Raw genomic sequence first — 14331 nt, forward strand, 5'->3', positions numbered from 1 at the left:
GGGTGAAGTTAAGAGCTTATTTTATGTCGTTTTTGGTCAAATGGGAGTAACTAACGACATGGCAGATTTTCTAATGCACGGTCAGAAAAACCTTCATGCAAGAAAAGTAGGGAATGAGAAGTTTCTAAATTAAAGATTTGCTGGAAAACCTGCCGCTTGAGCTAAGACATGAATTCAAGGGTTTCGCCTTTAAGTGCTCCTTGTTCTGGAAGTGCGTGTTTAGGTCAAATGTTTGTGGGCTTGTTCATGTAGGAGTACCAATAAATGGAGTTAAATCAATGGGGTAAATACAGATAAACCTCTATGCACAAAAAGTCAAGAGGTGCAGTAAAACGGATATATTTTAAGTCTATACCAAAATTTTATTTGTTTTGGCCTCATTAGAAAGGAGACGTGTTGTGTATTTCTAAAGTGACCTGTATCTGTAATCTCTTAACTTGTGGTAGGAAAGAACTTCCTGACCTAATACAATCCTTCCTTCAGGAGCAAATATTTGTACTTGTGGATCACCTATTCGCCTGTTACAGATAGGTAATTTCTCTATTACTCGGTAGTAGACGTTTTGTTTTTACTAGATGCAAGGCCAGCATTAATATAAGTGTTTATTAAAAGCAATTGCATTTCTCTGGCTTTTGCCTCTGTATTCGTTTCACCAATTAAACGCCAAAGGTTCAGCCGCACCATTATATGAGCCACCAAAGTTATAGCGCACCATAAAGGTATCATTGGTTTATTTAAAATCAGTTCTGTAAGTATAAATGTGGTTGCTTGAGAAAATGGAACCGACCATATTAGTAAAAATCCTTGACGCTTGGCCGTGACCCTAGATTCATCTACTGTTGTAATATTATTTTTGTTTATTGATAAACGCTCAAACGAAGAAAGAAAATAAAAAAGCTTTTTTCTTTTTTGATTGGGCCACAACAAAAGCCACAAATTGATATTGCTTAAATTCTGGCTCAATATTAGCAATGCGTCCAAATAATGGTATCATTGCGTAAGAAGAAATGTATTACCATAATTCATTTCCACCACCCGCGAGTAACAATTAACAATTCCTGCTAAAACGCACGATTAAATCCACTGGCAGAATAGCTATCTACGAAACAACAGAAATTCCTGTACAGCATCTTGGCTCAAAAAATTGGACCCAACAGAACCTCCAACAGGCCCATTATTCTCTAAACCACAGTAAAGATTGTTAAAACGGGCTTTGCCCATTAAAGCTAGCATTGAGCTAACAATGTGTGTTCCTTGTTGGCGTGGGTTCATCTGTAACTGCTCTTGGTGTGAGTTAAGAAAAATCTAAAAAATTGCGTCGGTTAATTGGTAAAGACTCAATATTACCTCATCAATATTGCCGCTATTTTCTGTTTTTCGCCATCAACACTACTACTTTGAGCAACTACTTTAATGATTTGAAGTAGCACCTATTTTCGAAAAAAATTTGCTAGCACCTGTAGGGCCCAATATTAAATCAAGCGAGTTGTTTGAGTGTTAAAACCATCAGTAGTTATTATTATTTCGTAGCGTCGGTGGGTTTAATTGTGAAGGCAAACTGATCCTTCTTCTTGAGAAGTGTTCTCCTTATAAATTGGTTTGCAAGTTTTTAAACTTATTCGATATGACTCACCATCTTATTAAATGCCTTTGCTCATCTATACATTGCCTGGGTCAAACTTGCTTAGTTGCACCAGATTAGAAATATCGTACATTTGCTAGTTGTCCAGAACTACAAATGCGAAAATTAAGCTAAGGCTAACGAGGTAAAATTTTTTTCCTCACTTACCCTCCTTTACAGTAGGTTACTCTAATAGGATTTCTCTGATTGATTTTATTATAAGGGATTAAAAGGGAAAACATTATATAGCAGTGTAGAGTTTCTCTTGAGTCTATGTAATGTATCTAACAAATCCTAATAAAAACTTGATAGATAATTTAACCAAAAAAATGTAAAAATAAGTTTTGGAGGGAGGAACTTAGTCTTATAAATTTAAGATTCTTTAACTACTTGTTGTATTAAATACACGAATGTTTCTAACTCTCACTTCAGTAGTTTTCAAACAAACAGAAATACGAACAAATTGTTTACCTTTTACTATAGAAGGCGTTAAATAAAGCTTTTCCAGAGTCATTGATTCTTTACTCCAAGCTTTAAATTATGTGTAGCAATTGCTTGCTCATCCATATTAGGCTTAGGTATATGTCTTATACAAAGGGTTTGAAAAATACTGGAGGCAACAATTTCCCATTCGGGATTGGTTTCAATTTGTTCTTTTAACCAATTAGCATTATCTAAATCTCGTTTGATACGTCCTTGTAGACCCGACACACCTTACTCAACAATTAAAACCAAAGTTTAAGGGCGCGAAAACGTCGCCCAAGTTGAATGCCCAATCTAAAATTATTTACTTGTCCATCAACGTTAGTCTGCAAATATGTGGGATTAGTAGACATAACTCGAATTAAATGTTGTGGGTCACGCCTGATAAGCTGTACAATCAAAGGCTACACCTAACCATTTATGAGGATTAAATAATATGGAATCTGCCTTTTCCACGCCGTCCCACATATAGCGGCATTCAGGCAGAATCATTGCTGAGCCTGACATTGCTGCATCAATATGTAGCCAAATATTATATTTTCAGCTATTTCAGCTATTTCTTTAATTGGATCTACAGCAGTTGTGTTAAGTTGTTCTACTGTAGCTATAATAGCAAGGCTTAAGTCCATTTGCGAAATCTTGTTTAATTGCACTAGCTAATGAATTCAACTTGCATTGAATAGTTTTTTATCTGTATCAAATTAAACGTAAGTTATTTTTACCAAAACCTGCAAGAAGTGCTGCTTTAGTTAACAGAACTATGGCTTTGTTCAGAGTGTAAATAACAAAGGTGAATCCTCGCCTTGAAGCCTGCTATGTTTGACTATAGTTACTACTTTTTCCGCGCGCAAAGTAAAGCTACTAATGTAGCTGTAAAGCTGTGTTTGAATAACTCCCGACAAAACTTTCTGGTAGCCCAATCATTTTTGCCTTAGCCAATTCATTACTACTTCTTCTAGCTCTGTAGTCGCTGGGCTAGTTTGCCAACTCATTCATTCACACCTAATCCAGCATTCCAGTAATTCTCCTAGGACAGAAACTAATAGCATTTGATGGAAAATAAGCAAAAAAACTAGGATGATTCCAATGGGTAATGCCTAGTAATATTTTTATTTAAGTCTGTTAATATTTGTTCAAAACTTTTCTGCTTTTTATTTGGAGGGTTAGAAGGTAATTGTTTACTAATTTGTGAGGTAGGACATCTGACATTACACGTTTATCAGATAGATTTTCTCGATAATCTGCAATCCAATCAATTATTTTATAACCAAATTGGCGGAATTCTTCTGGTGTCATATTTTTCCCTAGGTCTATGAAATTACTTAGCTTTAATTTTGAAATTATTTTTGCTGTTATCTGTAAAAGTTAAACCATTTTGCGTACGTGCAACTAATGAAACTCGTGCTGTTTTGGTTTTTATTTTTGGTACAACCATGCGGGTAAACATTCCCATCTGTTGCAACCAGATTTTTGAGTAATTATCATTGGGAAAGATGTCCACCATCTATTGATAAAAGCGGATCAAAGCTAGCAACATCAAAGTTTTCTGCTTGCCAGCGAATAACAAAACTATTTCCTGCTTTTAATTTTTTTCTTCCTATAGGAGCAAGTAAAGTAAGAACAGGGTTGTTATTGTGAAATTATCTTTACTAATAACTACACCATTGGAGTAGTTAAAGAAATTTATTCCACTTTTATTTATCTGGAATAATGGCAACGATTTCTGTTGCTGAAGAGAAAAGAATTTTGCTGGTTCTCCTCCAATGGTTATAGTTGAGGTTTGTGCTAGCTCGACCTCTTATTGTTAGAGTTGTTCCGATATTGCCCCACTAGCAGGTGAAAAGCTATCAATCATTGCTGGAGGAGCGTTTCCATCTACTCTAAGTAATAAATTTCATCATTACCATCAATTTCATCCTGGTACATTAGATAAACACTGCTGCTAGAATCAGATACTAGAGTGGGTAACTGTGAGATAGTGTTATTAATTGTAATATTTGTTGGTTGTGAAAAAAGTATTACCTTGATCAGTAGATTTAACTAGCAAAATATCAGATCTCCTGTAGAAAGATCTCGCCATGCAATATAGACTTGTTGGTTAATGGTTAAGATACTAGCATCATTAGAAGTTTCTGTAGTACGTGAGACATTTTAGGAGTGTTAAAGCGATCTCCATTGTTATTAGAAGTTGAGGCAAAATCCTCAAAACGATTTCCTTGTCCGTGTAAAGATACTGTTCATTGTGCTTGGATTATACCATTTCACTGTAGTAGCAAGCGCAGGGCGAATAGCAAAACTTAAATCTCCTGGAAGCCGTTGCACCATCAACAAATGTATCAAAACCATTTTGAGAACGTTTTATCTCAATTCTACAATTGCCACGCTACAACTTTCATAAGCTAAATAACTAGTGCCTTTACCATCGCTTGTTGCTGCTGTAGTAAAGAGATTTCTTCCACCATCGCTTACAACTGCATTAGGAAATGAAAAAATTTCACCATTATTAGAAGATTTACTAGCAAAAATTTCAAATTTTGCTTCACCTAAAGATTTAGCTGCATCCCAAAAACCACTACTTCACCATTTGGATTAGTGATAATGCTAGGTAGTTCAGAAAATTCTATATCTGGAGAAATATTTTGGTTCAAGAAAAGCTTTTTCCTTTGGTCTGTTGAACGGCTATAACTTATTTGACAGGCTATATCTAAGGCATTCTTGCCAAGCAATATGAATGCTATTATCTGGAGCAATAGAAATTTGTGGGCTAATGTTTGCATTATCAGTTAAAGAAACATCCACAGGATCAGTAAAAGCTAATTCCATTGTCTGTAGAACGAATAATAAATTCTTAAAGCTCCAGTTCTATCATCACTCCAAACACTATTGATTGCACCTTTGCTTATCTATAACTGTATGAGGTTGAATGCTTCGGCTAATAGACTTAGAAACATTTAAAGGAAACTATTATTTTTATCAGAAATAACATTTAACCTTAAAAGTTGTGTTTGTTATAGCTCCATCACTGCTTGTAGCTGTAATAATAACTGGATGAGTACCTAATGGCATTACTATTGGTAATTGCACGGACATTAACCATTTGACCATTGGCAGTATTTCGGTTTTCAAATTCAAAGCTAATTGAATTTGTATCTGAACGAGCAGATAAAGTAAATGAACTAGAAGCATTTAAGGCTTTTAATCTAAATTGCGTTCTTTGGCTGCAATAATGTGGTTTTGTGCTGGTGTAACTGGAGCAAGAATAAAATTACTGTTATTAAAAGGAAGTAGTTTTTTTATCCCATAAACATCAGGTCTTTACCACTACGATCATCACCCCAATTAAAGAAAAATCCACCATTAACCGCACTCATTTGATTATAATCATCATAGTTACTGCGTATCCCTACAGGGGTAGTTAGTGGAACCGCCCAACTAGAATTACTTATGCGTTGATTTTGGCTAAAGCTTAAGCTGCCATCACTAGAAGTTGTTCCATAAACTTCTAACATTCCATTAAATAATTCATCATTTTCGTCTGTCATACCACATTAAACCAACAGTTCCATCATTGCTAACGCAATAGAAGGCGTAAATTGATCTGTTAAAGTATTATCATCATTAATTTTAGCAACTTGACTCCAAGTTGCACCTTGACTAGTGGAACGAACAAAAAACACATCTGAACGATCAGTTTGTTTACTAGGAGAAGGTGAACTAAAAGTTAAATAAAGAGTTCCGCGATTAGCAGAAGTGCTTGAATCAACAGCTAAACTTGGTAATCCATTAGCATCAAAATGGCTATTAAGAAAAATTCCAAGTAAAACATAAGTTTCAAGCGAAGCAGCTAAAACAGGTGGTGTAAAGTCAAGCCACCATCATTGGAACGAGCAAAAATAAATTCCTGCGGCAGCATCATCACCCCAAGCTGTTGACATCACCGTCCGGGCCAATAGCAATTGTTACACCTTGAACACTTAACATGAAGTATCAGCAGGCGTTAAAATTACAGGGCGAGTAAAGCTATCACCAGCATTTTAGAAGTAGCGCAAACAATGCGTGAGCCAATATTAGCTCCAACCACTGTAAAAATCTGTCCACCCAATATAAACATTACCTTGAGTTGATGTTTTGCTAGTGTCTACAGCAACCAGGGTTTATCTTGAAAAGCTGAACCGCTAGGAGCAGCAACTAAAACTGGCTTGACCAAGTTTTTCCAGCATCATCTGAACGGGAAAAAATAATTGCTGGCTGTCCTTGTGCTGTTACTGCTAAACCAGTGTAATAAAATACTTTACCTTGTGCTGCAACTACTCCGCTACCAAAATTTCTGCCACCCGTAAGTTCTGGAATATGAGTAGTTTTCCAAGACTCCCCACCATCATTAGAGTAACTTACAGCAGAAATTCTTGTGCCAATATCATTATAAGCAACTACTATATTGTCACCACTAACAGCACTTGCAGTATTATTTTGTACTCTTGCACCTGTTTCTAAAGCAGGATCATTAATTTGAAAATTATCACTTACTGCTAAAGGGAAAGGCTCATTAATCGCTTGTTGATAAAAATAATTTTGTAAACTTTTAGAAAGTTTAGGCAAAATATTTGAAGGGATTACAAATTTTTTATCTTTAGTAAAATTCTGTAAGCTAGCAAAATTTGTTGGGACTTCTCTTTGCCAAGCTTCAGAACTATTTCCATTAATTTGAGCTTGTAACCTAGCTTTAAGCCAGTTAGACACTACTTGACGCTTATCCTTAGAATTATTACTAGTAGAATTATTTTGATTATTTGATAGATAAATAGGGGCTTTTATTAAAGGAAAAAATAAAGTAAGAAAAAATAAGATTATTAATAGGAATGATAGCCTAGCCTTCATTAAAAATACTCCATAGATATTTTATTTTTGCTTATAAAAAGAAGAATACTAGAAAAATAACAGATCGAAGCAATCAATTAAAATACTATTTGCCTTTGATGGTTTTATATCTTTTGTAAATAAATTTAGCTAATAGAAGGGGAAAACTAAAAGCTTATATATTAATTTAGAGGTTATACCTACTTAATTTTTCTGTTTACTTATTTTTTCATTTCCTCTAAAACGTTACTATTGATAAAAATAGATATTTATTGAGGTGTAATTAGATAAATGCTGAGAAAATTTTGCTTATGCCTAAACAGTTTATATCTAAAATACTGGACTCTTTACCCATTTATATTGCTGTTTTAGATATAAATGCGACAGTTGTTTTTACAAATAAAATTTGGCAAAAATTTAGAGAAGAAAATATCTTTTCCTAAGTAAAGTTTCAGTAGGGGGCAAAATTATTATTTTCAGCTTTGTGATGATATAAAAGAAAATACACAGGAACTAGAAAATTTTTCCAAGGTATTGAAGAAGTATTTAGTGGTGAAACAGAGTTTGAAATAGAAAATGTTTTTTGTTCATCAACAAAAAAAAATTGGTTTTAAGTAAAGTAACAAGATTTTATCTTGAAGAAGAATTATTTTTAATAATTACCTATGAAAATATTACACAGTGTAAATTATTAGAACAATCATTTATAGAAAGCCAAACACAGCTAAATAGCTTAGTAGAATCATAATATTTTAGAGTAACTAATTGGGAATTTAGATGGATGTATAACTAAAGCTAATGATGCTTTTTTGAAAATGGTTGGTTATAACCAACAAGATTTGTTGATGGAAAACTTCGTTGGAAAGATTTAACTCCACCTGAATATGCTGAACTTGATCAATTTGCTATTAAAGAATTAAAAAGAATGTGGCGGTTATACTGCTTTTGAAAAGAGTATTTTTGTAAAGATGGTAGCCGAATACCTATTTTACTTGTAGGAGCATTTTTTTTTAATAGTCAAGAAACAGGTTTTTCTTATATTTTAGATTTAAGGAAGTAAAAGCACTACCATCCAACTAATACAGGCTCAAAAAATGGAAAGTATAGGCACATTAGCTAGCGGAATTGCTCATGACTTAAACAATATTTTAACTCCCATTTTAATGTTTGTTCAGTTGCTTAGAAGAAAACTTACCGATGTTAAAGACCACAAAATAGTAAATACTATTGAAGATACTATTAAACGAGGCTCAAACTTAGTTCTCAAGTGCTGTCTTTAACACGTAAACAAGCTTAGAAAAGAACAAATAGACTTTAATAAATTATTTTCAGAGATAGACCTATTGATTAGAGAAACTTTCCCTAAGGGTAATTGATATTAGTATTAATATAGAAGAAAATTTAGGTGTAGTTGTTGGTAATAATACAGAAAACATCATCAAGTTATACTAAACTTATGTATTAATGCTCGTGATGCTATGCTAGAGGAGGTCAACTAAGTGTTCAAGTAAGAAATTTTTTTGTGGATGAATCTTATCAACAAAAGACAATAGATATTTCTACAGGAGAATATGTGTTTAGTATGTATTGCAGAGATTGGTACAGGCATTTCTTCAGAGAATTTAAATAAATTTTTACCCTCTTTTTTACTACTAAAGGATCTGGAAAAGGAACAGGTTTGGGACTTCCCATTGTGATGAGAATCTTAAAAAAATGGAGGATTTATTGTTGTTAATAGCGAAGTAGAAATAGGTAGTGAATTTAATATTTATTTACCTTTTTATAAAGAGTCTACTGCTGAAAGATTATTAAACTTGGAAGAAGATATTCTGCGCATTAAGGCCAAACAATTTTAGTAGTAGATGACGAAGAAACATTACGTGAACTTACTAAAATGATATTAGAAATTTATCAATATAAAGTATTAACATCAAATGACGGTACAGATGCTATTGCTACTTATGCAATCAATAAAGATAGAATATCTTTGGTAGTAATGGATCTAATGATGCCTAATCTGGATGGACTTGCTACTATTAAAGCTTTAAGAAAAATTAACTCAGCAATAAAACTTATGGCAGTCACAGGTTTGATAACTTCTGATTTAGCTGATGAAGTTAGAAAACAAAATGTTCCTTTAATAGCAAAACCATTTACAGCACAAAAGCTACTAAAATATTTATAATATTTTACATAAAGTAGATAACTACAATAATTTATTTGCAATAAATCACGTCTTATTTATTCAATATTTGATTACTTGAGTTTCATTACAGCTTGGACATTTCACTTGTATTGTTGGTATTTTCTTGTTCCTGGTTTTTGTTTTTCTTTTTGTATTTTATCACTCTTTTTATAAACATTTCTTGGAACACGACCTTACTTTCTTTTGTCATCTCATAATTCCCAAAATTCGATTTTGGCTTGCAGAAATGTAAGTACTAAAGCAGATGATTTTTATTAAAAGTAGCAAAAACTTATGTTCTTAACCTGTGCAAAACCATTTTGTTAACACTGTAAAAGTGCTGTGTTTTTTAAGCAAGCTCAGGGAAACAAATAGATTTAACTCTGTGAGATTACTTGATTAATTTACCAGTCAAAAAATTATTGACTGGTAAATTATAATTATTATAACAAATTAAGGTGTAAACCTAACACTATTTATACATTCATTGTAAGTAGGGTCAAGACTAGCGGATTCTGGGCAAGTGAAAGATTCTGTATAGTTTACATAACTATATTGTGTCCAGTAGTAACCAGAAGTTGTTTGAGTTGCATTAGAAAAATAAACTGTTTGCCCAGCTATATTTAAAGTTGCTGTAGTGGGATGCTGAAAATCATTAGCATCTACTACTAGTTTGACCCCACTAGATCCATTATTTCCAAAAAAAGATAGCTTTTTACCAGGCCCAGCACCTCGGTTTTTCCAATAGGAATCTGTAACTCTATAATAAGTTATCTGTTGATTGGGCCCATAAACAGCTATTCTTGGGCTTTTGTATCTGCTTTTGATCAGTGGGTCTTTAGACATCTACACGAAAGTACGTTGGCGAGGTAGACCCACCACAACTTATTAAACCTTGATATGTGGGAAATATTACTCCTAAGCTGTTGGGCCATTGCTTGAACGCTTAGATTTACTCTTACCATGTTTTAAAAACAAAAAAGCCCACCAAAATTAAGCACAAAGTTACTAATCTTTTCATAATATTTTTCTTAAAATCCTCCTATTAAATTTGTTTTGCATAATGAAGTGACAAATTACAAAAAATTACAGAGAAAATTGATAGTGGGCAAAATGTAAGACTGAACAAGAATTCATTTTGACCGAAACTCATTTCTAAACTAGTGTTCTAAGCAATACTAAATTTCTACTCAGCCTTACATCTGTATTACTACTTGTTTTCCCATGTTTTCTGTATACGTAAATTGGAAGCTATAACCTCTTAACTCTCCTTTAACATTAAATAACAATGCGTAATAATATTTAATGTCCTGGTCTAACAAATTAGGGGGTGTTATCTGAGTAGTTTCAGGGGTTGGTGGTGGTGGCGGTGGTGGTGTAATGGTTGAGTTATACATTGGCTGAGTGCCAAAAATAGAAAGAAATATAGTTAGTATGTAAGATAACATAGTGAATATTCAGCTATTGCTGCCCTCCTTAGACAAATGATGTTTGATTTATATAAAAGAAAGCGATTTGCCTTCTTACATACTAGTGACAACTTCTAAAAAACGTATTACTCTAAAATTCAGAAAAGCCGGAAAATATATCACCTAATCTCACCTTAAAATGCAAAAAAAGTCCTATAGGTCGTTCCAAAGAAGTTGTTTATAAAAAAAAAGGAGTGATAAAATACAAAAAAAAAAACAAAAAATCAGGAAAAAGAAAATGGCAACAATACAAGTAAAATGTCAGCTGTAATGAAACTCAAGTAATCAAATATGGAGTAAATAAGCAAGGCAAACAAAGATATTGCTGTACAAATGAAGAATGTAAAAAGTAACATTTATATTAGATTATAGTAATCTAGGAATTTTGGAAACAACAAAAAACAAGTAATAAGAAATGGCAATAAATGGTAGTGGAATAAGAGATACAGCAAGAGTCTTAAAATAAGCCCAACGACTGTATTAAATGAGTTAAAAAAACATTCAGAAATTAAGCAAGTAAACACTGCGTTACTGAATCTTAATGGACAAGCTATTAGTGTTGAAATACATAAAATTCAAGATAAACAAAATTATAAAGTAGAAAAAATAGATGAAATGTGGAGCTTTATAGGCAAAAAAGAAGAACAAAGATGGTTATGGTATGCTTATAGAAAAGACAGTAAAAAAATATTAGCATATGTTTTAGGTAAAAGGGATGATGACGCATTTCTTGAGTTAAAAAATTATTAGAACCATTCTCTATAAGTCATTTTTATACTGATAGTTGGGGAGCATATGACCGAAATTTACCTGCTGAACATCACACTATTGGTAAAGAAAACACTCAACAAATTGAAGAAAAAATCTTGATTTTCGCACTCGTATTAAACGTTTAGTTAGAAAAACTATTTGCTTTTCTAAAACTATTTTTTTCATGGTTTAGTTATTGGCTTATTTATCAATCGTCTTGAATTTTCTTTTTGATTTTTTGCTCTTCCAACTCTTTTGGAACACGACCGTTTTACTTTACTTTTCATTCCTTGAACCATTGCATAACCTTTTTTCAGAAACCATTGGCAAGTCTCTAGCTGGCTTATTAGTAGCAGCTATTTGGCTTGTATTGGGCAGTTTAGGCATTTGGCTTATTGACCAAACTCGAAAATATTAACTGTAATTAATAATCCACATACACCATACAAATTGAACTCTCATTTATTAGCAAAAATACTTTATCAAAAATAATTCTGGCAAGCAAAAGCTTTTTATGCTTCCTTACCTAACGTTAGGTAAGTATAATTTTTGCAGTAGTGGTACAAGTGTAATGCTGAGAGACAATTCATTTTGGCCGAAACTCGTTTCTAAACCTGCATTCCAGGCAATACTGAATTTCTATTCAGCATTACTGCTTTAGCACTACCACTATCTTAGCTTTTAGTTATCATCATCATCATCATTGTCATCATCATCATCATTGTCATCATCACAAGAAGATAAAATTTGTTTGATTACATTGTTATAAAATCCTGGTGTGATGGTATGAAGATTGTGAACAGTGTTAGAGCCAGTGAATGAAAAGAAAAGCTTGTCTGTTTGGTCTCCTGTTACAAATCGATAAACATTTCTATGTTCATCAGGAAAAACATACAGGCCATCTTGCTCAAGAGCTATTACTCCAGCAGGTGTACCACTGTTTCTAGAAAATGTGTTAGCGGCAATTGTTGGACGAGGTTTTCTTGGGCCACCAGGAGTGTCAGGTAAACCAATTAATTGTTTTACCATTGCACCTGAATCGAGAGCAATAAAACCATTTGAAACTGCTTGGGAAGGTGTTGGGGAACCAGGAACTATTGTACCAGAAAGATTACCATAGAATAATCCTACCCAAGTGTCTGGCCCACCAGGTAAAGTTAAAAGATCAAAAACATTTCCAAGATCAGCATCATTTCTTACAAATGCAGCAGCTAAAGGATCTGCGGCTCCAGCATCAATTGCAGCCCAAGCTAATGGATTAGCAATATCTGGAACTATAAAAATAGCTGATCTTATTCCAAAATCCCTACTCAAGCTTCTTCCACTGTTTACTAATCGAGTTTGTGCCATTTGAATTAATTCAGCACCTAAGCTGTGTCCTAGAATGGCATTTGGTCTAATATTTCTAAATTTAAGTTGTCGTAAAGAGCCTAATAAAGCTGTTACATAATCATCCATGGTAAGATCACCGAATTTAACAGCACCTACAGGAAATCCACTATTACCATGACCAGGATGATCAAGAAGTATCATTTTGGAAACATTTGCATCGCTAGCAATAAGTGATTGTGCTAGAGGAATAAATGTTTTGCTTGTTTGTCCTGTTCCATTTAGAACCAATATTGAGTGTTTGCCTTTTTGAGAACCACTTTTAGCAATAACAGTTGCTCCCATTTGAACGCTAACATTGCTTCTTAATTGGACATTAAACTTTACAACGGAACTAGTTGTTTGTGCTAATGCATTGGTTAGAGTCAACAATGTAAACAGCAAGAACCCTAAAATAGAATTAAAAAATACTTTTTTCACAAAACCTCCTAAAATTTTAAATTAACCTGTTTCTTGTCATAAGATGACGCGTAATTTCTATTCAAAAAGCATCATGAATAAATCACGATAAAAGAGTTTTCCCTAAAAGTTTAATTTCTTGCCCATAGTTTTAGGTTTTGGGAAAGTGAAATCGCTTTTAGATAAAAACTTAATAGTAGGAAAATAATACTATAACACCTTAATAACTGTCACACTTGTACTACAGATATTTATCCCTAAAATTTATAGTAATAGAACTTGTGGTAAGTCTTGTGTGAAATTTTATAATTTAGCTAATTTCTTTTATTTAATTTAAGTTATTTCTAAAATATTTATTTTGGCGGATATGCAAAGAACTCCAATAAAGGAAATACATTTATGTTATGTCTATTTCTGTCTCGCAGGGAAGGTTGGTTACTTGAAGGATTATTTAATCCTTTTTCTTGGTTATTTCTTGGATTTATCATACTAACCATATTTGCAATATTCATAGTTCTAATGACTCTAATTATTAAGAAACTTTATGAGCAATTTTCTTCCAAATATTAAGTTTCACTAGCCATTGTTGACTAGATTGGGTTTGTTACGAATATTAACCTTCATAAAAGTTTTTAGGAAAAATACAACGGTAAAACAAGCAAAAGAATACAGAGGTACTTCGAAAACAAAGACTTACAGACAATTTTGTTATTCTATATGTCGCTTACCGCTGTATTATCCATAATAGTTTTGGCAAGCAAAACGGTTTATATTAGTTTAAAGCTTATTTGATTTTGTAATGAGATTACAAGGTTTATGGAGCAACTAGCCTTACAGCTTGCTATATTTAATTTAACAAAGGGTTATCAAGATTGAAGTTAGCTATATGCAAGTCAAATAAATAAATTTTGAGAGAAAGAATTAAGAGATTAAGAAGACTCAAATCTTGGCTAATAGCAGCTATCTCAATTCTTTTGCCAATTCTACTGACATAAGGAAAACCAAAACTAGCCCCATGTCCATAAAGTTGATCACCTAATAAAATTAGAGTATTAAAATTTTTGTTTTCTAGGGCTTTTTCAAGATTACGTACATTCTCTATTTCTGATTGGATATACCATTTTGTGAGGTTTTCCATTTCTTCATTTATACACAAAGATTCTTTTCTATTTAGATTA

Annotated in this window: 18 protein-coding genes and 1 pseudogene; 4 read left to right on the forward strand and 15 right to left on the reverse strand. The window is 33.0% G+C overall.

Going from position 1 to position 14331, the window contains the following annotated elements:
• Positions 1-543: 543 nt before the first annotated feature.
• The 7 genes from IPK14_27890 to IPK14_27920 form a co-directional block, all read right to left on the reverse strand.
• A complete protein-coding gene (locus IPK14_27890) occupies positions 544-963 on the reverse strand; it encodes a hypothetical protein (GenBank protein ID MBK7997055.1) in 420 nt (139 codons plus the stop codon).
• 132 nt (positions 964-1095) lie between these two features.
• Positions 1096-1272: a hypothetical protein gene (locus tag IPK14_27895; protein ID MBK7997056.1), complete on the reverse strand. Its 177-nt coding sequence runs from the start codon at positions 1270-1272 to the stop codon at positions 1096-1098.
• Between the two features lie 859 nt (positions 1273-2131).
• Positions 2132-2332, reverse strand: coding sequence for a hypothetical protein (locus IPK14_27900; GenBank protein ID MBK7997057.1), 201 nt, complete (start codon positions 2330-2332; stop codon positions 2132-2134).
• Positions 2333-2346: 14 nt separating this feature from the next.
• On the reverse strand, positions 2347-2505 hold the full coding sequence (locus tag IPK14_27905; GenBank protein MBK7997058.1) for a hypothetical protein: 159 nt from the start codon (positions 2503-2505) through the stop codon (positions 2347-2349).
• Entirely contained in the window at positions 2480-2611 is a 132-nt protein-coding gene (locus IPK14_27910; protein MBK7997059.1) for a hypothetical protein, read from the reverse strand. The genes IPK14_27905 and IPK14_27910 overlap by 26 nt, the downstream gene beginning before the upstream one ends.
• On the reverse strand, positions 2593-2733 hold the full coding sequence (locus IPK14_27915; GenBank protein MBK7997060.1) for a hypothetical protein: 141 nt from the start codon (positions 2731-2733) through the stop codon (positions 2593-2595). Before IPK14_27915 ends, IPK14_27910 begins: the two co-directional genes overlap by 19 nt.
• A gap of 493 nt (positions 2734-3226) precedes the next feature.
• Entirely contained in the window at positions 3227-3400 is a 174-nt protein-coding gene (locus IPK14_27920; protein MBK7997061.1) for a hypothetical protein, read from the reverse strand.
• A gap of 1114 nt (positions 3401-4514) precedes the next feature.
• Between IPK14_27920 and IPK14_27925 the strand changes: the two genes are divergently transcribed.
• On the forward strand, positions 4515-4697 hold the full coding sequence (locus IPK14_27925; protein MBK7997062.1) for a hypothetical protein: 183 nt from the start codon (positions 4515-4517) through the stop codon (positions 4695-4697).
• Between the two features lie 86 nt (positions 4698-4783).
• Here IPK14_27925 and IPK14_27930 read toward each other — a convergent pair whose 3' ends face one another.
• The 4 genes from IPK14_27930 to IPK14_27945 form a co-directional block, all read right to left on the reverse strand.
• The gene (locus IPK14_27930) at positions 4784-4927 is read right to left on the reverse strand and encodes a hypothetical protein (protein ID MBK7997063.1); all 144 of its coding nucleotides are present in this window, start codon (positions 4925-4927) and stop codon (positions 4784-4786) included.
• A 150-nt stretch (positions 4928-5077) separates the two neighbouring features.
• Entirely contained in the window at positions 5078-5230 is a 153-nt protein-coding gene (locus tag IPK14_27935; GenBank protein MBK7997064.1) for a hypothetical protein, read from the reverse strand.
• A gap of 167 nt (positions 5231-5397) precedes the next feature.
• Complete coding sequence (locus IPK14_27940) at positions 5398-5646, reverse strand: hypothetical protein (protein ID MBK7997065.1); 249 nt, start codon at positions 5644-5646, stop codon at positions 5398-5400.
• A 646-nt stretch (positions 5647-6292) separates the two neighbouring features.
• Complete coding sequence (locus IPK14_27945) at positions 6293-6982, reverse strand: exo-alpha-sialidase (GenBank protein ID MBK7997066.1); 690 nt, start codon at positions 6980-6982, stop codon at positions 6293-6295.
• Between the two features lie 1073 nt (positions 6983-8055).
• Here IPK14_27945 and IPK14_27950 point away from each other — a divergent pair.
• Together IPK14_27950 and IPK14_27955 are read left to right on the forward strand one after the other, a co-directional pair.
• Positions 8056-8241 carry a hypothetical protein gene (locus IPK14_27950; protein MBK7997067.1) on the forward strand — a complete coding sequence of 62 codons (186 nt, stop codon included), beginning with the start codon at positions 8056-8058 and terminating at the stop codon, positions 8239-8241.
• A 614-nt stretch (positions 8242-8855) separates the two neighbouring features.
• Positions 8856-9146: a response regulator gene (locus IPK14_27955; GenBank protein MBK7997068.1), complete on the forward strand. Its 291-nt coding sequence runs from the start codon at positions 8856-8858 to the stop codon at positions 9144-9146.
• Between the two features lie 453 nt (positions 9147-9599).
• On the opposite strand, the gene IPK14_27960 is transcribed toward IPK14_27955, so the two are convergent.
• Together IPK14_27960 and IPK14_27965 are read right to left on the reverse strand one after the other, a co-directional pair.
• Positions 9600-9992 (reverse strand): hypothetical protein, encoded by a 393-nt coding sequence (locus tag IPK14_27960; GenBank protein MBK7997069.1) that lies wholly within the window; start codon positions 9990-9992, stop codon positions 9600-9602.
• Positions 9993-10342: 350 nt separating this feature from the next.
• The gene (locus IPK14_27965) at positions 10343-10594 is read right to left on the reverse strand and encodes a hypothetical protein (GenBank protein ID MBK7997070.1); all 252 of its coding nucleotides are present in this window, start codon (positions 10592-10594) and stop codon (positions 10343-10345) included.
• A 259-nt stretch (positions 10595-10853) separates the two neighbouring features.
• On the opposite strand from IPK14_27965, the pseudogene IPK14_27970 reads away from it, so the two are divergent.
• Positions 10854-11599, forward strand: a pseudogene (locus IPK14_27970) (IS1 family transposase).
• Between the two features lie 447 nt (positions 11600-12046).
• Here the strand turns inward: IPK14_27970 and IPK14_27975 are convergent.
• Together IPK14_27975 and IPK14_27980 are read right to left on the reverse strand one after the other, a co-directional pair.
• Entirely contained in the window at positions 12047-13174 is a 1128-nt protein-coding gene (locus IPK14_27975; GenBank protein ID MBK7997071.1) for an alpha/beta fold hydrolase, read from the reverse strand.
• An 826-nt stretch (positions 13175-14000) separates the two neighbouring features.
• Positions 14001-14331: hypothetical protein (locus IPK14_27980; GenBank protein MBK7997072.1), on the reverse strand; the 331-nt coding region annotated here is incomplete at its 5' end.

The organism is Blastocatellia bacterium, from assembly GCA_016713405.1.
In the GTDB taxonomy this organism is placed as follows: domain Bacteria; phylum Acidobacteriota; class Blastocatellia; order Chloracidobacteriales; family JADJPF01; genus JADJPF01.